Source organism: Paenibacillus odorifer (assembly GCF_000758725.1).
GTDB lineage: Bacteria > Bacillota > Bacilli > Paenibacillales > Paenibacillaceae > Paenibacillus_AQ > Paenibacillus_AQ odorifer.
The window spans coordinates 958,906-979,054 of sequence record NZ_CP009428.1 but is presented as its reverse complement, the minus strand read 5'-3'; the positions used below and the strand labels follow the sequence as shown (position 1 = coordinate 979,054).

Annotated in this window: 13 protein-coding genes; 5 read left to right on the top strand and 8 right to left on the bottom strand. The window is 45.1% G+C overall.

Annotation, left to right across the window (positions count from 1 at the left end):
- Positions 1-2: 2 nt before the first annotated feature.
- The 3 genes from PODO_RS04175 to PODO_RS04165 all read right to left on the bottom strand — a co-directional run bounded on the left by PODO_RS04175 (position 3) and on the right by PODO_RS04165 (position 3,636).
- Complete coding sequence (locus PODO_RS04175) at positions 3-776, bottom strand: SDR family NAD(P)-dependent oxidoreductase (protein WP_036680744.1); 774 nt, start codon at positions 774-776, stop codon at positions 3-5.
- 77 nt (positions 777-853) lie between these two features.
- Positions 854-1,666, bottom strand: a complete 813-nt coding sequence (locus tag PODO_RS04170) for an acetoacetate decarboxylase family protein (RefSeq protein ID WP_052096788.1) — start codon at positions 1,664-1,666, stop codon at positions 854-856.
- 29 nt (positions 1,667-1,695) lie between these two features.
- Positions 1,696-3,636: an NAD(P)/FAD-dependent oxidoreductase gene (locus tag PODO_RS04165; RefSeq protein WP_036680741.1), complete on the bottom strand. Its 1,941-nt coding sequence runs from the start codon at positions 3,634-3,636 to the stop codon at positions 1,696-1,698.
- Positions 3,637-3,757: 121 nt separating this feature from the next.
- Between PODO_RS04165 and PODO_RS04160 the strand changes: the two genes are divergently transcribed.
- Complete coding sequence (locus tag PODO_RS04160) at positions 3,758-5,032, top strand: PucR family transcriptional regulator (RefSeq protein WP_038568822.1); 1,275 nt, start codon at positions 3,758-3,760, stop codon at positions 5,030-5,032.
- A gap of 87 nt (positions 5,033-5,119) precedes the next feature.
- Here PODO_RS04160 and thrC read toward each other — a convergent pair whose 3' ends face one another.
- From thrC to PODO_RS04135, 5 genes are all read right to left on the bottom strand, one after another.
- On the bottom strand, positions 5,120-6,511 hold the full coding sequence (thrC, locus tag PODO_RS04155) for a threonine synthase (protein WP_036680736.1): 1,392 nt from the start codon (positions 6,509-6,511) through the stop codon (positions 5,120-5,122).
- Positions 6,512-6,759: 248 nt separating this feature from the next.
- Positions 6,760-7,263, bottom strand: coding sequence for a CYTH domain-containing protein (locus tag PODO_RS04150; protein ID WP_036680734.1), 504 nt, complete (start codon positions 7,261-7,263; stop codon positions 6,760-6,762).
- Positions 7,264-8,474: 1,211 nt separating this feature from the next.
- Complete coding sequence (locus PODO_RS04145) at positions 8,475-9,434, bottom strand: alpha/beta fold hydrolase (RefSeq protein WP_370510575.1); 960 nt, start codon at positions 9,432-9,434, stop codon at positions 8,475-8,477.
- A gap of 617 nt (positions 9,435-10,051) precedes the next feature.
- Complete coding sequence (locus tag PODO_RS04140; RefSeq protein WP_038568820.1) at positions 10,052-12,205, bottom strand: alpha-galactosidase; 2,154 nt, start codon at positions 12,203-12,205, stop codon at positions 10,052-10,054.
- A 25-nt stretch (positions 12,206-12,230) separates the two neighbouring features.
- Positions 12,231-14,783 carry a beta-mannosidase gene (locus tag PODO_RS04135; RefSeq protein WP_038568817.1) on the bottom strand — a complete coding sequence of 851 codons (2,553 nt, stop codon included), beginning with the start codon at positions 14,781-14,783 and terminating at the stop codon, positions 12,231-12,233.
- A gap of 311 nt (positions 14,784-15,094) precedes the next feature.
- Between PODO_RS04135 and PODO_RS04130 the strand changes: the two genes are divergently transcribed.
- From PODO_RS04130 to PODO_RS04115, 4 genes are all read left to right on the top strand, one after another.
- Positions 15,095-16,441, top strand: coding sequence for an ABC transporter substrate-binding protein (locus tag PODO_RS04130; RefSeq protein ID WP_038568815.1), 1,347 nt, complete (start codon positions 15,095-15,097; stop codon positions 16,439-16,441).
- Between the two features lie 107 nt (positions 16,442-16,548).
- A complete protein-coding gene (locus PODO_RS04125) occupies positions 16,549-17,442 on the top strand; it encodes a carbohydrate ABC transporter permease (protein WP_036686923.1) in 894 nt (297 codons plus the stop codon).
- 2 nt (positions 17,443-17,444) lie between these two features.
- A complete protein-coding gene (locus PODO_RS04120) occupies positions 17,445-18,278 on the top strand; it encodes a carbohydrate ABC transporter permease (protein WP_051491485.1) in 834 nt (277 codons plus the stop codon).
- Between the two features lie 31 nt (positions 18,279-18,309).
- Positions 18,310-20,142 (top strand): cache domain-containing sensor histidine kinase, encoded by a 1,833-nt coding sequence (locus PODO_RS04115; protein ID WP_036686920.1) that lies wholly within the window; start codon positions 18,310-18,312, stop codon positions 20,140-20,142.
- Positions 20,143-20,149: the final 7 nt, after the last annotated feature.

Below are 20,149 nucleotides of genomic sequence, written 5' to 3'. Positions count from 1 at the left end.
CTCTATATAATCGTCCAGCCGCCATCTACAAACAAAGTCTGACCTGTAGTGTAGCTGGAAGCATCTGAAGCAAAGTAGAGCACGGCGCCGTTTAATTCTCCCGGATTACCAGGGCGCCCCATCGGACACACTGCGTTGTACATTTTTAGCGCTTTTTCTGCAAATAACGTATTCTCAGTCATTTCAGTTTTGAACAAGCTTGGTCCAATCGCATTAACAGTAATCCCATGCTTAGCATAAGTTGCCGCCACCCCTCTTGTCAGATGGATCACTCCACCTTTAGCAGCATTGTAAGAATGCGTAGGAACCGAAGCAGAAGCTGTAAGGCCTAACATTGAGGCTGTATTGACGATTTTACCGTAATTCCGTTCCTTCATATGCCGGATCACATGTTTCGACATCAGGAAAACGCCCTTTAAATCAGTATCCAGTACCCGATCCCAAGCTTCTTCTTCCAGCGCTTCAATCGGAACCGCATCCACCACACCAGCATTGTTCAGCAGAATATCAATTTTTCCAAAGGCTTCCATAACCTTTTGAACAGCCACAATAATCTGGTCCTCTTTTCTTACATCACACTCAATAGGAATTATTCTGCGTTCAGGGTATTTAGCCCGGATATCCTCGGCAACTGCTACAAGCTTGTCATATCTTCTAGCCAAAATAGCAATGTCTGCTCCTTGCTCAGCAAGCATCTCTGCGAATTGTACCCCGATCCCACTGGATGCTCCTGCGATAATAGCTGTCTTACCCGTCAAATCAAAAAGGTTAGTCATTCTAATTCCTCCTAATGTTTGGTTAGCCGATCCTTCTTCGGTTTCATTTCGTACAAACTCACTTCAAACACATAGGCTTATACTGAGGAAACAGGTTGCAAATTGTTCTCCCACCAGTCCCAGCGGAGATAGCAGTATGGAAGATACTCCATTGGATTCAGAGGCTCCAGAATTTTACCTTTTTCAAGCACATTTGTACTGACGGTGTAAACCGCGCCCAGCATATTCACAACTTCAAGCTCACTCCAAGGATCATGCGGGGAGTCTTGGAAGGTGATAGAGGCTTCTGCCGCTTTATAGACTTTAACCTCACTTACTAAACGCTGTGTGACCAAGGTTGGCATCAGATCGAAGCCGTTTCCGTCAATTGCATTGGCATATTTGATGTTATACAAAGGGATATCTTTGCCGTAATATTCCTCCAGAATCTTCTCGGCTCCATTGTCATTGAAGTGTCCATCCATAGTGGCTTTTACGTTGAAAAAGTCAATGCCATGCCGGCCGATTGCCCCATCAATGCCAGCTTCTGAGGTGTTCATACGCACATCGGCCATTTTCTTAGGCAGCCCACATACTTCCCGGCCCATAGCCATCCCGATATCGCTTGTAATAGGCATCGACAGGCAATAGTTGCCTAATTGTCCGTTATAGTCTGCTAGAACGAACAATCCAGCTTCACGATAAGGTGGACAAAAGTTCGTAGCTGGGTAATTGGCGATAAAGGCATTTACCAGCGGCCGGCTTGTTGGCTTCAGTGGCTTCGGCAACAAACGCTCGATAATCTCTGGTTTGGTCTCCCAATACACCGTCAGCATCTCTGCATCATAAAAGGTGGTTGGCTTGCCTCCGTATTTCTGCATATCTGCGAAACTTTTCACAAAACTCACCATGAATGAACCCTCCTTAGATTAGTAACCCTTTAGTTCAGCACAAATGCCGTTTCGAATCCAGATTGAATGGCCTGTCCGATTCGTCCTGGCTTGCCTGCATCGCCGATTACCTTCACATTGGGCAGTACCTGCTTCAGCTCATCAACGAATGAGCGATCGGGTGTAACGCCAATGGATAATACAACAGCATCCGTCTTTTTCAGCGAAGTTTCCCCAGTGGACGTATTCTCAAGCACAATCGCGCCGTCCTGCACTTCTACCAGCTTGGTTGATGCTAAGAGCTCCACGCCGTTCTTTTTCAGCCTAGTCACAATGTCGATCAGATTTGGCAGATAGGCGTCTGGGCCAACCCGCGGCTGCATTTCCACCACCGTGACCTGATTTCCCATATCGGCTAAATATTCAGCCGTTTCCAGCCCTGTCATGCCGGAGCCGATGACCACAGCCTGCTTGTTCTTAATCACAACTGACCCACTAAGTACGTCAACAACCGTGCAGACCGCTGCCTTTTTCACTCCCGGAATAACAGGCACTATAGGCTGTGCCCCAGCGGCAACAAATACCGCATAAGGGTTCAGTTGCTTCAGTTGTTCCAGCGTAGGTTTCGTAGAGAGATGGACATCAACATCCAGGTCCTCTAACTGATGCTGCATATTATCAATAAACCAGTTCAGCTTCTCCTTCAATGGTGGCCGGCTTCCCAGCTCCACACTGCCGCCTAGCACATCTCTGGCTTCGAACAATACAGGTTTAAAATCTCTGAGCGCCAAAATCCGTGCTGCTTCCATACCTGCTGGACCCCCGCCGATCACAGCTACTACTTTGCCATCGCCATCTTTTGCTGGTTCTGCAAATTCAAGCTCCCGGCCCACTCTGGCATTGACAGCACACTTGATTACCTTGCACTCCATCACTTCCTGAATACAGTACAGGCAAGAGATACAGGTTCTGATCTCTGCTTCTTTGCCTGCTGCCGCTTTGTTACCCCACTCCGGATCGGCCAGTTGGGCTCTTCCAAGGGCTACAAAGTCCGTGTTTCCTTCCTGTAGCAGACTCTCAGCAAATTCAGGCTTACGGATCACATCACAAGCAATCACTGGAATTTGCACCGCTTGCTTAATGGCTGCGGAGAGATGTTTTTTCCAGCCTTGCGGGTAGGATATCGGCTCAATGATCGTATTGGATGATTCATAAGTGCCGGAGCTTACATTTATGCAATCCACTCCGATGCTTTCCAGATGTTTCGCAGTCTGGATAGCCTCATCCAGTGTAATCCCACCTGAGACAAATTCATCGCCGTCGATTCGCACCGATACTGGGAATCCTGCGCCACAGATCTTTTTGATGCCAAGCACAATTTCGTTCAGGAATGACATTCTACCTTCCAGTGAACCGCCATATTTATCAGTTCTCAGATTGGTAAGCGGGCTCAGAAACTGTCCTACGAGATAGCCGTGGGCACCATGGATCTCCACGCCATCAATACCTGCTGTTTTAGCTATATAAGCTCCGAACACAAATTTACGAACTAACTCTTCTACCTCTTCAGTAGACAGCTCCCGGGGCATTTCCCCAATCGCTGAAGACATCACTGCGCTAGGAGCAACAATTTGTTTGCCTCCAATAAGCCGTCCGTGATTTTGCCGGCCCGGATGCTGGAGCTGAAGGAATATTTTGCTGTCATGACGGTGCACAGCTCTTGCCAGTTTCTCCAGACGCGGCACAAACAGCAAGTCACTTGCATTCAGCTGGTTCGGTGTACCTACTCCGGTCTCATTATCCACACGCGTAATTTCCGTAATGATTAGACCACAGCCACCCGCGGCACGTTCCTCATAAAAAGCAATCATTTCGTCCGATGCTTCACCACTGGCCGCGGCCAGTGACGTTCCCATAGCCGGCAATACAATTCTATTCTTAAGTTCAAGGCGTCCAATTTTACCTGCTGCAAACAGTTTTTCATATTTCATCTGCTTAGCACCTCCACCTTTAGTTTAAGGCGTCCAATACTTTGTGAATATATTTACAAGCACCAAAAATCACTTCTTTATAGTGCATATTGCACTATTATTGAACTAGGGGGCGATATGAATGGATGTTTCCTTAAATGAGCAAATATCAGGTAAAATCGAAATGGAGCATTATACCGCATCTTTGTTTACTGCATACATTTCAGGTGCAGGCCTTTCAGCTATCGTACAGACAGCTGCCGAGCTACTGCAGAATCCCGTCATTGTATTTGATTGCAGCTTCAAAATTGTAGCTCACTCTGACCTTTCCGATATCGACGATTACATATGGAGTGATAATATCCGCAAAGGTTATTGCTCTTACGACTTCATTGCGGCTGTGAGTAAAATGAACAGTGTCCAGCGTGGGAAACAAAGCGATGAATCTTATGAAGTAACCTGCGAGGAAACGTCAAACTCTAAACTGATCTCCAAAATAAAAGTAGCCGGCAAACAAATCGGTAATGTATTGCTTCTTGGATGCAAAAATCCTTTTCGCGCCAGAGATAACGAGCTGCTGTCCATCACCGCTACCATACTTGCCGAAGAGATGGGCAAAAACAGCTACTATCGCAACGCCAAAAATATAAAAGTTGAAGATTTTATCTGCGCACTGCTAGAGGAACAGCTTCAGGACAACCGGATCATTCAGGACAGAATGCGGAGTGCAGGATTAAAGTTCGGAAATCAGCTGCTTGTGCTGCTGTTCGATCTTACCTGGTATGAGGGTTCAGGCCGTTATGATGATTATTTAAGAGAACGTTTGCAACAGCTTTTTCCGGGCAGTCCTTCCACCTATTATGATGGGCAGATTGTAATGATCCATGACGGAAATCTCTCCAAAGAGCTTGTAAATAAGCAACTGCAGGAATTTCTAACTCAAACCGGCATCTCGCTTGGCATCAGCAATATATTCACTAATCTTACGCAGTGTAGGAGACACTATCTTCACTCCCGAAACGCTATTCGGATCGGTTCCATTCTCAGCCCGCAGCAGCAGCTGACTTACTACTCAGATATCCAGCTCTATGAGATGCTCTCTGCTGATGTTGTGTTTAACGAGGATAATAACTACTACCATCCAGAGCTGCTCAAGCTTCAAGAATACGATGCTGTGCACCAGTCCAATCTGTATCATACCTTTTACGTTTATCTCAAAAATAACCGGAACATGCAGATTACATCAGACGAGCTGTACATTCACCGGAATACACTCAGATATAAGCTCGATCTTATTAGCAGACTGCTGGACACCGACTTTACCGATTCTGAAAAAATGCTGGCGTACTATGTCTCTTACAAGGTCGCTGCTTTTTGTGAAAAAGCTAGGGAGCAGACCCGTACGCCGCAACGTTAATGTTAGAAGCTACTATAAACGCACAAACAGCCCCCGTTCTTATCCCAAGAACGGGGGCTGTGCTGTGAAGTAGAACTGTATATGATATTACAATCCGTAAAAAGCTTGCAGCTGACGCACGATTTCATCCTTGTCATGATCCACTACGGTTTGATGTTGTGGCATCTCGAACAATGCTTTAATCTGTGCCGGGAATTCCTGCTTAATATCGATCAAAGTAATTGCCTCATCGAACTTAGCTGGATGTGCAGTCGCAAAGGTAACGCCAATCTCATCCGGGCCATTAAAGGCTTCGTAAGCCGCGATTCCACATGCTGTATGTGGATCAAGCAGGTAGCCATATTCTTTTTGATACTTAGCGATCGTATTCAAGCATTGATCATTCTTCACACCCAGCGCTGCAAAATCCTTCTGCACCTGCTGAAGCGCCTCGCCTTCAACCGTAATCTTGCCTTCGGTTTGTAGCTTGGACATATACGCGGATAACTTCTCAGAATCCTCGCCTACCAGATAATACAGATACCGTTCGAAATTACTTGCCACTTGGATATCCATCGAAGGGCTGTAAGTGCTTGTGAAATTACCTGGTTTGTATTCGCCAGTATTCACGAAACGCTCCAAAATATTATTTTCATTCGTAGCAATGATTAGCTTGTTAATAGGAAGCCCCATTTGCTTAGCCAAATAGCCCGAGAAAATATTACCGAAGTTACCGGAAGGCACGCTGATATTAATCTTTTTCTCGTTGCTGCCATCAACATGCAGATATGCATAGAAATAATAAACAGTCTGCGCCAGAATCCGTACAAAGTTAATGGAATTGATTGCACGCAGATGATACCGACCTTTAAAGTCCAGATCTGCGAACAGATCCTTAATCACCTTCTGGCAATCATCAAAGTTACCATGAACAGACAGATTCAGTACATTGCTGTCGTCCACCGTAGTCATCTGCAGCTCCTGCACTTTACTTACCTTGCCGTGTGGATGGAGAATACAGATCTTGATGCCTTCTTTGCCGCGTACACCTTGAATAGCCGCCGCTCCAGTGTCCCCAGAGGTTGCACCGAGGATGTGGATGATTTTGTTTTGTTTTTTGGAAATATATGAATACAGCTCACCCATAAACTGCAGCGCTACATCCTTGAAAGCAAAAGTAGGCCCATGGAACAATTCAAGTACATATAAAGAATCATTTACTTGGTGTATAGGCGTTACTTCAGGTGTGCGGAAATTGGCATAACTGGTGTTGACCATTTCCTGCAGATCCTCGTAAGGAATCTCATCATTGGTGTAATAGGCAACAATCTTCAGGAACAACTCCTGATAGCTAAGACTTCTCCACTCTTCCAACGTTGCTGCTGAAACCACTGGAATCTCGGATGGAACCATCAACCCACCGTCGTCCGCAAGTCCCATCAACACCGTATCAATAAAACCTTTAGGTTCCACATTACCTCTTGTGCTTATAAACTTCATGCTCATCCTCCTGAACCCCTCGTTAATATATGACAAGAATATATGATAAGAAGAAACAACGTTGTCGTCCTATAGAGATGACAACTGTTTCTCGCAGAAATATAAGGCTATTATAGTTGCACCACTTATAAGTTCTTATAATTAACTATAAGTTTCACCCTAAACGTTATCCTTAAGCTAGTTAGGGATGATAAAGCTATTTCTGCTTGTTTTCCCTATATACTACCACGTTTACGCGCTAAAGTCCGTTAATTCTTTGTCTTATTTTGCAGCTCTCTCCAGACTGTTTTGTTGCTGTATTGCCGTTCTGTACTAACATCCTTACCGAACCATTCCGGCTCTTTAAAGCTTTCCGCTTCCTCCAGAGATTCAAATTCAACCTCGAGTACGGACAATTTCAGCTGGGAATATACGTCGATCTCAACCGTTGTGCCATTCCACACCGCTGTAATTCGCTCTTTGACCAAAGCTACCGCATTTACCGCTTCGATCATCTGATTATATAAACCCTCTGAGATAAAATATTCGATCTCTTCGCGTTTGATCCCTTTGCCATCCTTAAACGTATGCGTGTAGGTTACCTCACCTGAGTCCAGATCCGTAATTTTACGCACACGAAGCTCTTGACCACCATCTATCGCCAGATATGTCTGATCGATATTATGACGGGTAACAATCTTCAATTCTCCCTTTTGAATCAGCTGCTCCGGAAATTCCGGCAGCAGAAACTTGCGTTCGATCTCCAAAGCCATGATGTTTCGCTCCTCTTCGTGTCATATATTTTATATTAATAATCATCATAGGGGTGTGACAAACCCAAGTCAATGTGGATTATAGAGAAATAGGACATGCTCTAGCTTAAAAAGGCTACCGTGGTGCTCATTGTGGGATTTATGGAGGTTGTGGAAGATGGGGCTCACCATAGATTACTGGAAACTACGGATAATTAGCGAGTCAGCCGTCGATCGTAGGGAAGCACCATTCAATTAGTTGGCCACGCGATACTGGTCGTACTCACCCATTCGATTAGTTGGTCAGCGCGCACTGGTTGTACTCACCCATTCGATTAGTTGGTCACGCGCCACTGGTCGGACTCACCCATTCGATTAGTTGATCACGCGCTACTGGTCATACTCACCCATTCGATTAGTTGGTCAGCGCGCACTGGCGTGGCTCCCCATTCGATTAGTTGGTCAGTGTGCACTGGTCGTACTCACCCATTTACTTACGGACCGTATAGCCGCTATTTGCGAAAAAACCGCTTTTTTGAGAAGCTATCGGACTCAGGTGCAGCTATTTACTCCAAAACCCCCCATACGGTTGCGATAATTAGTCAATAGCGTCGCTGGAGTCCGAAAGTAGCCTCAATTGCCTCTTTTTCAGCAAATAAGGACTCCTGAGTCCGATCCAAAGCAGGGTACCTAGATACCTAGCAGCCAAGAGAACTCTCCATCAAATGTAGACAGCACGATTTCATTCTTATCTCAGACCAGACCATATGATTGGAACATCGTTAACTGGTGATACTTTCTCATACTTACTCATACTCTCTCATACCACCCCTACTCCCCATTTACTTACGGACCGTATAGCCGCTATTTGCGAAAAAAACGCTTTTTGGGGAAGCTATCGGACTCAGGTGCAGCTATTTACTCCAAAACACCCCATGCGGTTGCGATAATTAGTCAATAGCGTCGCTGGAGTCCGAAAGTAACCTCAATTGCCTCTTTTTCAGCAAATAAGGACTCCTCAGTCCGATCCGAAGCAGGGTACCTAGGAACCTAGCAGCAACCAAGGGAACTCTCCATTAAATGTAGCCGACGCCTTCTCATTCTTAACCCAGACCAAACCCTAAAGATTAGACCATTGTTAACTGGTGGCACTCCCCCATATCTTACAGACTAATAAAAAACCGAACGAAAATCAGAGAAAATCCTGAAATCCGGTCGGCTCGACGGCAAACTTATTTTATTTCTTTCATAAATGCCTGAAAGTCTTCTACGATTTCTTTTGCTTTAGTGCGATATAAATAATGTCCCTCTTCAAACTTCACTATTTTTCCATGTACAGAGTCCTTGATTTGCTTTTCATGCTCTGGTATCCATCTATCCGTTGCTGGTTGATTCGCTTGTATAAAGAAAATAAGAGGAAGATTTTTAGGAAATGTTAAACTTTCAGCTGATTTAAAATTAGAATACATCATTCCAGCTTCATTTAATTGGGTGGGATTAAATATGTTTTTGCGATTGATCAATCTCATTTGTTCTTTTGTTTTATCATCAAATGGTAGTTCAGCAATTGGGTCAGCACTAAATTTCATTTGCAATCTGATTAGACCTGATTTTTTGAGCAGATTTATAGTTTTTAATTCCGAAGCTTCGATTTTCCTCTCGCTTATCGATGGAACACTACTATCAAGCCCGACAAATGCACTCACTTCATTTTCATACTTGTTAACATAATCTAGTCCATAAATGCCTGAAATGGAGTGGCCCATTAGAATATAACGGTCAATATTAAGAGCCTGTAAAGCCTCATGAATTTCACTTACAATATTCTCTGTGCTGCGCTCCTTTTTGGTCAGATCACTTAATCCATACCCAAAAGGCTCAATCATGACGACTTTGTAAAACGGTGACAGCTCATCTATTAATGATTTAAAATCAAGAGCTGGCGCTGCTGTGCCATAACCCGGTAGTAGCACAACTGTTTCTTCACCTTTTCCTTGAATATAAACATTCATGTTTTTCCCATCTACGGGTACTAACTGACCATAGGGCTCTATTTTACTCTGTTCCGATTTGTTGCTGATCAGATTAACTGTATAAACAATGGCGAGAAAAAGCAGGATTGCGATAATTATTGCTCCTATTACTTTAAGTAGTATGTTTAGTATTTTACTTGTTCTCGTGCCCGCCTTCATTTTCATTACTTCTTTTATTTTCAATCGTATCTTCTCCTGTCATCACCTGTGTATTGGACTGCCATAACTAACTGCTAATCTAAGATTAACCAATAAAGATGTACTCTCTATGACCTTAATATGAACGGAATATGAACAGGTAAAAAAGCTACAGCGTCTTACGCAAGGTAGCTGCACAGGATGTCATAACATAAGGAATATATGTGTATAGGCGGAGACGGTCAAGGCTGCCTTGCCATCCGCAGCTTCAGCTGGTTCAAATTCGTCATTGCCAACAAAAAAAGCAAACCACGAGCTAGGCTCATGGCTTGCTGGTGGCTTGCTCGTGTTTGCTCATGTCTTGCTCGTAGCTTGCTCACGGCTTGCTCGCAGCTTGCTCATGGCTTGCTCGTAGCTTGCTCATGGCTTGCTCGTAGCTTGCTCATGGCTTACTCGTAGCTTGCTCATGTCTTACTCGTAGCTTGCTCATGTCTTGCTCGCAGCTTGCTTATGTCTTACTCGTAGCTTGCTCATGGCTTGCTCGCAGCTTGCTCATACCTTACTCGTAGCTTGCTCATGGCTTGCTCGCAGCTTGCTCGTGTTTGCTCGGGGTTTGCTTTCTGTTTATCTAATGAATTCTAATCCTGCACCTTCAATTTATAACATCCGCTAACAAAATCCTGCTGGATATCCGGCAGAGCCAGTCCAGCCTGCATTAGCCGATCACCACCGTAAACCTCACCACTTGCCTCCAGAATGTAATCCAGCTCCGGATTTAAACCATTCAGCTTCAGGCTGCGGCGGGGCGGATGCGGCACAGCCATTACCCGGAAGTAATAAACTAATGCCTCACGCTGATCATCGGACACGAACATCCATGCTGTCTCATTGCCCTCAAACGGGCTTTGCAGCCGGTACAGATTCCCTTGCTGCACAAGACTGCGGATTTGCTTATAGTTCGCAACCTGTTCCTTCACAATTTCCTTGTCTTCGTCTGTAAACTTCGTAAGATCCAGCTCATAACCGAAATTACCGGACATAGCTACATCTCCACGGAAGGACAGCGGGGTGATCCGTCCTACCTGATGATTCGGCACGGCAGACACATGCGCGCCTATCGAACTAACCGGATACACCAGACTTGTTCCATACTGAATCTTCAGTCGTTCCACAGCATCGGTATCATCACTGGTCCAGGTCTGCGGCATGTAATGCAGCATGCCTGGGTCGAAGCGGCCACCACCACTACAGCAGCTCTCGAACAGGATATGTGGAAATTCTGAAGTTATTTGCTCCAATAGCTCATACAGACCAAGCACATAACGATGTGCGGTTTCCCCTTGGCGTTCAGAAGGTAACTCTGCAGAGCCAATCTCCGTTAAACAACGGTTCATATCCCATTTCACATAACTAATGGGCACGGTCGAGAAAATCCGGGACAGTGACTCATAAATGTACTGGCGCACATCCTCCCGAGTATAGTCCAGCACCAATTGCCAGCGAGCTTCGCTGCGGCGGCGTCCCGGCACATGCAGACACCAGTCGGGATGCTTACGATAGAGCTCGCTGTCCGGCGAGATCATCTCCGGCTCGAACCAAAGGCCGAACTGCAAGCCTAGATTGTTCACGCGCTGCGCCACATCAGACAGTCCGCCCGGAAGCTTGCGCAGATCCTCCACCCAGTCTCCGAGAGAGGAGTTGTCAGCGTCTCTTTTGCCAAACCAGCCATCGTCCAGCACGAATAGCTCTATCCCGAGCTTGGCTCCTTCCGCCGCAATCGACTCCAATTTATCCGCATCGAAGTTGAAATAGGTAGCTTCCCAATTGTTGACCAGAATGGGCCGTTCCTTATCTCTATATAATCCTCTGCATAAACGGGTCCGGTACAAACGATGATAGGTTCTCGACATTTCCCCGATCCCCTCGGAAGAATAAACCATCACTACCTCAGGGGTCTGGAATTGTTCGCCCGGATCCAGCAGCCAGGAGAAATCAAAAGAGTTCAGTCCCATCGTAAACCGGGTCATCCCGAAGGAATCGACCTCTGCCTCAGCTTCAAAGCCTCCACTATATACAAGACTGAAGCCGTAGGCCTCTCCATGATTTTCATCCGTTTCAGGTTTCACCAGCGCAGCAAATGGATTTAACTGGTGGCTGCTCATCCCTCTGCGGCTCCCAATGGTCGTACCACCTTGCACCAGACGTCTACGAGTCAGATTACTTTCCCTTGACCAAGCTCCTGCCAAATAGATCATATCCATATCGCCAGACGAGAAATCGACACTAGCACTCAGTGCACGCTGCAATTGCAGCTGCGTTTTCCCCGCATTGGTGAACTCCACAGAGCGGGTGATTACGTTAGTATGTTCAAAAACTGTATAGCGCAAAATAACATTCAGCTTGGTGTAATCATCTTTAAGTGTAAGCTCCAACGTCTGTGCTTCTTGCGCAGACTCAACATATACGGATGGTAGACCCGGCAGTGAAGGTTTACCCTCAACTACCCGATACCCGCTGTATTTCAGCTCTGTAATACGAGTGCCGTCTTCGAGCCGAACTTGATAAGCAGGTGTTCTGAAATCTCCCGTCCCGTATTGTGGGTATTCCTGCGGGAGCCGGTCGAGACCCGTATTTCCTCCCAGATTCAACAGCCCTTCCAAATTGCTGTCACTACGCAGCTTCTTGCCCCAATACGCATGTGCCGGATAATCATTTACAAGCTGAAGAATGTAACTCATCCCTGCACTCTGTAAATGGAATAATCCCTTATCTTCCTGAACTAAAATCCCCATGCGCCAGTCCTTCTCTCCTTAGGATTTACAGCAAATCTTCGCTCACAAAATCAACCATCGATTGAACCTTTAGCCCTTTAGGTGCGGCAGGAATCCAGTCTTTTCCATCGTTCCCGCGTTGTGAGAACTCTAACGTCTTGGTCTGACCTGGGAGAAGGTCAAAATAATTGTCAGAGAATATTCCTTCGTCTTCTGAAGTCAGGTATACGCCTCTAGCTAATACATCACTGGTCACGGTGAAGCTTAATCCGCCACTCTCTGGAGTTTCCAGCACAGTAATTACTGAGCGCTGTAACGCAATTTCTTTTTCCGGAATAAAATAATGCAGCTTGTGATCTATCACCCGGCCATCCGCCTGCAAGCAAATTCCAAGCAATACATCACCCACCCCTTGACCTTCTAGCAGGTCTGCCACAGGAGAAGAGAATACGATAGCAGCAGAATCAGCTCCCAGCTCAAAGGGATGTGTCCACTCTCGCAGCACCGAACCGTTAAACTGATACAAAGTAAGCACCAACTCAGCGCTCACTGCTGTTCTTAAATCAGATACGACATGAACGTCTACCTTCTCACGGTCTGTACCGTCGATAGACAACAAAACATCTTGGAAGCTTGAACGCACGGTATATTGCAGAGCTTTCCAGCGCCCGTTATAATCCATCCCCGCCCAAGAAGCCACCGGCCAGCAATCATTCATCTGCCAGTATAAAGTGCCCATACAATAAGGTTTATTTCTTCTGTGGCTTTCAATCGCGATTCGGATCGCTTCGGCCTGCAGGATTTGACTCATATATAAAAAGGCTTTGAAGTCCTTCGGCTGCGGCAGATACATATCCATATATTCTTTGATCAGCAGATTACCGCGACCATTCTTCTGATGTGCCAGCATCACCTCTGAGGTAAGCTCCATATCCTGCTCTTCTGCATAGCTCATTACGGTTTTCAGTTCCGGGAACGACTGGAAGCCGTATTCACTCATAAAGCGGCCAACCTTTGTATTATAGTTCTCAAAAGGCTCGATCCCGTGCCACACACCCCAGTAATGCACATCCCCTTCGCCCACAATCCGCGTCGCATGCTGATTTATATCGCCAGTCAGCTCCCGCAGCGGCGAAGACGGCCAATAGCCCACACCTGGATGGAATGCGGCTACAGCCTCCGGCAGAATACGGTGGAAGATTTTAATATAATCGGCCCACATTGTCGCTCTTTGCTCAGCGCCGAGTTTTTCTTTCCAGCCCCAGCCCATATTTTCCTCGAACTGTGACCAGGCCGAATCAATCTCGTTATTGCCACACCATAAGGCGATGCAGGGATGATTGCGCAATCTTTTGACGTTGTATTCGGCTTCTTTTTTCACATTCTCAAGGAACGCCTCGTCCCCGGGATACATACTGCAAGCGAACATAAAGTCCTGCCAGACCAGCAGTCCGTATTCATCACAGAGCTGATAAAAAATATCTTCTTCATATATACCGCCGCCCCAAACGCGCAGCATGTTCATATTCGATTCTACTGCTGTGGCAATTTCATGCCGATACCGCTCCTCGGTTACTTCTGTGGTGAAGCTGTCATTTGGAATATGATTGGCACCTTTGGCGAAGACGGAAACTCCATTCAGCGCAAAAGAAAACGAAGCTCCTTTGGCATCACGCTCCCGAATCAATTCAATACTGCGGAGTCCGGTTTTTACACTTTTGCTAACCTCTACTTCCGTTCCCTGCAGCAATTCCGCTTGGAAGGTATATAAATGAGGCTCTCCAAGGCCCCTGCACCACCAGAGCTTTGGCTCAGGTATAACAATATTCATCTCTAATTGCTGCTTGCCTTCCTCTAAAGTAACCGCTTGCATCCACTCCAAACCATCGGCACTTATTCGCAGCATTCCCCGCCAAGCAGCAGGAGCATCCACTTCTACCATTGCGGTCAGGCGAGCTTCTTCCTTAGCAATCACATTTTGACGGATATAGAGGTCAGTAATTTGAACGGTGTCACGTCCCACCAGAGATGCTGCACGCCAAATTCCACTGGTCAAAAAACGCGGGCCCCAATCCCAGCCGTAATGATAAGGTGCTTTGCGCGCAAAAATACTAATCCGTTGTTCATCTAATCCCCCAAGCTCGGATTGATCATTCGAGGCAGGCAGCGCATAACCCAGCTTCGCTAATTTCGGTAAATCTTCCTTAACCACAGAGCGGAACTTCACCCGTATATTATTTTCTCCAGTCTTCAGCTGACCTTTGACATCCACTTTCCATGCCAGAAACATATTATCAGCAGCGAGCACATGTACATTATTCACGTACACATCTGCATAAGTATCCAGTCCCTCAAAAACTAACTCCGTACAAGCAAGCTCCTGCCACTCTTCCCCCAACTGCAGCGAGGTTTGATATTCCCAGTCCTTCTTATCGATCCACTGTAGATCATGTTCATTTGTTCCATAAAAGGGGTCTGAAATTTTTCCGTTCTTTAGTAAATCCGTATGAACTGTACCTGGCACAGTCGCCGGAAGCCACTCCTCATCACCACAGCCTCTAAATTCCCACTTCGCAAGATTCATATGCAAATGTTTCATAATACCTCCTAAAAGTTTTGTAAGCATAGACTTCTCTGAATGACTTCGCGCAAAACTCGCTTCGGAAGCATATGCCTAAGTTTGGTAAGCATAGACTTCTCAAAAATAGCATAAGACTCAAATTAATTCATTGAACCCTTTTGATATTCTTTGTATTTTGTTATCTTATTGTTAGGTACATGCTAATTATAAACGCAGAAACAAAACAAATAAAGACAATAAATAATAATACAATACATTTATTAACGGCTTCGATAAAGCTATAATGTTCATGTAAACGCTAACAATAAAAACGAAAAGGGGATTAAGCTATGAGAAATAAGTTATTTTCGTTATCCTTTGTTATGATTATGGTCTTATCTTCAACGCTTGCTGGCTGTGGTTCGAATAATGACAACACCACGAATAACGGTGCTGCCGCAACTGATAAGCCCGCAGCAACTAACACAGAGAATACCGGCGGTGACACGAATGCAACTGCAGAACCTGCAGCAGGAGCTGATATCAGCGGCAAAATCACCTTCCTAACTAACAGAACAGACATGATCGGTAAAGAATATGACGAATATGTAAAGCGCTTTAATGAAAAATACCCGAACATTAAAGTCGAGTTCGAAGCTTCCCAAACCGACTATAACCAACAGGCTAAAGTCAGAATGGCCAGCGGCGAGCTTCCAGATGTTATGTTTATTCCTTCCATCCCTAACTCTGACTTGCCGAAATACTTTGCTTCACTGGATGATCTCGGTTTGAATGACCAAATCACCTTTAAAGACTTCAAATCCTTTGATGGTAAGCTGTACGGAATTACTACAGGGAACTCTACTTCCGGAATTGTTTATAACAAAAAAGCATTCACCGATGCCGGCATCACCGAAACGCCTAAGACTTGGGATGAATTCCTGGCTGCCTGCGAGAAGCTGAAAGCAAAAGGTGTCATTCCACTGTCCTCCAACTTCAAAGACAAATGGCCACTTGGTACTTGGGCTTATGATACACCACGCCTAATTGAAGGCAATCCCGACTTTCCTAATGCTAAGCTGAACTCTGAAACACCATTCACTATGGACAACGGTTACGGTAAAGCCTTTAGCCTGCTTAGTGAGCTCAACGAAAAAGGTTATCTGGAAAAAGACATCAACTCCACCAACTGGGAACAATCGAAAAAGGACATCGCTTCCGGCAAGTTCGCCATGTATTATCTTGGCAACTGGGTTATTAACCAAGTCATCGGAGCAGGCGCTGCTTCAGACAATGTCGGCTTCTTCCCATTCCCTTATGACAATTCGGGTAAACCATCTGCTACCCTAAGCCCTGACTTCTTCTATGCCGTTGCCAAAAACAGCAAAAATTTAGAGGCAGCTAAAGCCTTCGTAAAATGGATGATTGAGGATTCGGGCTATGAGGATTTCGCTGGCTTTATCTCTCCATTAAAAGGCAAGGAATCCAATCTGACTCAGCTGAAAGAATTCCAAGCTACCGGAGTAGAACTGGTAGAAGGAACTGTTGACGATGCGAAGGTTACAGAGATCGGTAACAAGGCACAACTGGATCTTCCTGCTGTAGTACAGGAATTCGTGCTTGCCAAGGATCCACAAACTGTATTAGACAAGTGGAATAAAGCTTGGGCTAAAGCCAAGAAGGACCTCGGCTATTAATTTGAGCTTGTGATTAGAAGTACAGAACGGCGCAAAATGGATTATTGCCTTTACGGATAATCCATTTTGCCTTTCCATACCACGCTTTTATGAAAGAAGGGCTAGCGATGTTCGGAACACTTTCCTATAACAAACAGAAGACTATAATCATTGTATCCTTCCTCACGATTCCATTGTTGCTGCTTGCAACATTCACGTATTATCCGGCACTTAAACTGATCTATTACAGCTTTACAAATTGGGATGGCTATAGTCCCGAAAAACCTTGGGTTGGCCTAGATAACTACCGCGAGGTCTTCTCCAATCCTGATATCTTCAAGGTTTTCACACATAACTTTGCTTATTTTGCAATGGGAATTCTCCAGAATATCGTTGCTATTTATTTTGCGGTTGTGCTGAATAGTAGACTAAAAGGGAAAAATGCATTCCGCATCTTACTTTTCCTTCCTTATATCATGAACGGAGTCGCTGTAGCCTTTATGTTCGGTTATGTCTTTGACACTACTAACGGTTCATTGAATATGCTCCTGAATAGCATTGGCCTGACCGGCCTCGGACAGACCAGTTGGCTTGGAACAGAAGGACTAGTCAACTACTCCCTTGCATCCACAGGATTTTGGCGTTTCATGGGCTACAACATGGTCATTTATATCGCATCCTTGCAGGCCATTCCACGTGACATTTATGAAGCTTCTAAGATCGATGGTGCCGGCTCCTTTCAAACGCTGTGGAGAATCACTTTGCCCAATATGAAGGCTGTTATTCAGCTTAATTTATTTCTTACCGTTACAGGGGCACTGGAAGTATTCGATCTCCCCTTCGTGTTGACCAAAGGTGGTCCAGCAGGGGCCAGCCAAACTTATGTACAACGGGTTGTCGATACCGCATTTGCATTTAACAACTACGGCCTTGCATCTGCAATGAGTATAATCCTACTCTTCTTTGTCGTCATCGTACTGCTCATACAACAACTTGTTCTTAGCCGGGGAGGAGATAAGTAGCTATGACACACTCTAAGTTTCGTTTTACAGATATCATTAAATACTTTTCGCTAATTATCGGCGTATTCGTCGTGCTCTTCCCTCCATATGTGGTCATCGTTAACGCCTTCAAATCGACCGAAGAATTCAACAGCAGTAGCTCCACCGCGTTGCCAAAAAGCTTTTTAAACTTCGATAACTTCATTGCCGTGTTTCAGCGTGGAGGTCTACTCAATGGCTTTGGCAACGTATTAATTATTATAGCTATCACTTTAATTCTGAACATTTTGTTCGGGACTATGGTAGCATTTGTATTAGGACGCTTTTCTTTCAAATTGAAACCCATTGTTTTCGGTGCTTATTTAGTAGCCACTATCATTCCTAGTATCACGACACAAGTAGCGACTTTTGGTATCATCAAAAATATGGGTCTTTACAATACGCTTGGCGCCCCGATCGTGCTCTATATTGGAGCAGATGTAATTCAAATCATTTTATACCTGCAATTTATCCGTAATATTCCCGTGGATCTCGATGAAAGTGCGATGGTAGAAGGTGCCTCTCTGTTCAGAATCTATCGGTCGATTATTTTCCCTTTACTTACGCCAGCAACGGCTACTTTGATTATTTTAAAAACCATTAGTATCTATAATGACATGTACATCCCTTATCTCTATATGCCTAAACAAAGCCTTGGTGTAGTTACGACGATCCTGATGCGTTTTCAAGGGGTCAATTCGGGGGAATGGAATTTAATCTGTGCAGCTATTCTGCTTATTCTGCTGCCAACAGTAATTTTATATTTCTTCCTGCAGCGTTACATCTTTGAAGGCGTAACCAGCGGAGCGGTCAAATAAGGTAGCTTATTACAGGAAAGGAACAACGCAAATGCTATCATACATCCGGTTAACTTTACGCAAAATGTGGTTGTTCCTTGCCAATCTACCGATGGAGCGCAAGCTGATCGTTATCTTTGTTTTTCTGATCTCTCTGCCGATCACTTATGTAAGTTATCTATCATCCCGCTCCATGTTCAACTCGGTTCTTGTGAATGCGACTGACGGTGCGGGTCAAATGACATCGAATGCTTCAGATACCATTGACCGGTATATTGCCGACCTCAAGAGATATACAGCCCTGCCGCTGTATAACACCGATGTGCAAGTCTACCTGACACAGCAAAATACCGACTGGGAAAAAAATACGGGCATGGCGATGTTCCTTAGCTATTTGAATCATACTAAGGAAGAGATCATTGCCGTGTATTTGGTAGACCAGTACGGTTCGGTCTTTTATGATAAGGACGCCGGAATTAATGAGCTGTATCCAGAGGAACGATTAGCTAAATGGAGAGCCATGAGTGAAGATGCCGGAGCGGCGCCTGTCATTCAGGGCAGACATACAATCCGTACCAACTCGAATGTCCATAAAGAGGTCTTTAGTGTTCTGCGTACGATTAACTCTGTAAGTACTTTGCAGAATATAGGAATTCTCGTTTTCGATGTAGACATCAATCTGTTTAAGGGTATTATCGATCCCGTAAATGCAGTTACGCAAGGAAATACGTTCATTGTAGATAACAATGGAGAACTGATCTATGCCAGTGAAGATTCAGCGGTTCCGAATCTGGCTGCCGATACACAAACTCTGAATACAAAGCTGTTGCTGCAGCAAGTAAATCAGCAGCAGGATCATTTTCAAATAGACTTGAATGGCCAGTCTTATCTTGCAGTGTATACCGTCTCGAAACAGACCGGTTGGACCACCATGGTTACGATTCCTTTAACACGTATCCTATCCCCTGTACAAAAGAATCGGAATACGCTTATCTTGACCACACTGATCATCATTGCCTTTGCGCTTTTTGTTGCGACTATAATTTCCCATGCCCTGACCAAACCCCTTAAATCCTTGGTCCGCCTAATGAAACGGGTGCAGCATGGTAATCTGGATGTCTGGCAGCATTCCAAATATAATGATGAGATTGGGATGCTGGGCAGTCATTTTAATCGGATGATCGTAAGGGTCAAAGATCTGTTACAAGAAGTATCCATCACGGAGAAACGGAAGCAGAAGGCTGATATGCGGGCACTTCAGAACCAAATCAATCCCCATTTTATTTATAACACGCTGGAATCCATCCGCATGCTTGCAGAAAGCAATGATGATCCACGTGTGGCGAAGCTAACCTATTTACTGGGACTTCAAATGCGTTACAGCATTGTCCGAAACGAAGAGGCTGTTACAATTAGACAAGAGCTGGATCATGTACGGAATTATTATCAGCTGCTGGAAATCCGATTCCCAGACAAATTCAGACTTAACATTGACGTGCCGGACGAACTCCTTCATCTTCCTGTTATTAAACTTGTCTTTCAACCGATCGTAGAAAATGCAGTCTTTCACGGCTTGGATCAAAAAGTAGGACTGGGCACCTTGAGCATCACCGCATGGAGCGAGCATGGAGATGCCGTTTTCTGTGTAGAAGATGATGGGATCGGTATGGATGAAGCTAATCTTCGTTCCTTAAACAATAGTCTGCAAACTGGAACGGACAATGAAAGGTTCGGGATTGGACTACGTAATGTAAATGAGAGAATCCGCCTGCATTACGGCAGCTCGTTTGGACTGCTTGTAGAGAGTGAGCTTGGAGTCGGCACTCGTGTTACCCTGCGCATTGAGGATATTAACGCTAAATATAGCGAAGATGAATTTATTTAGGAGAGGG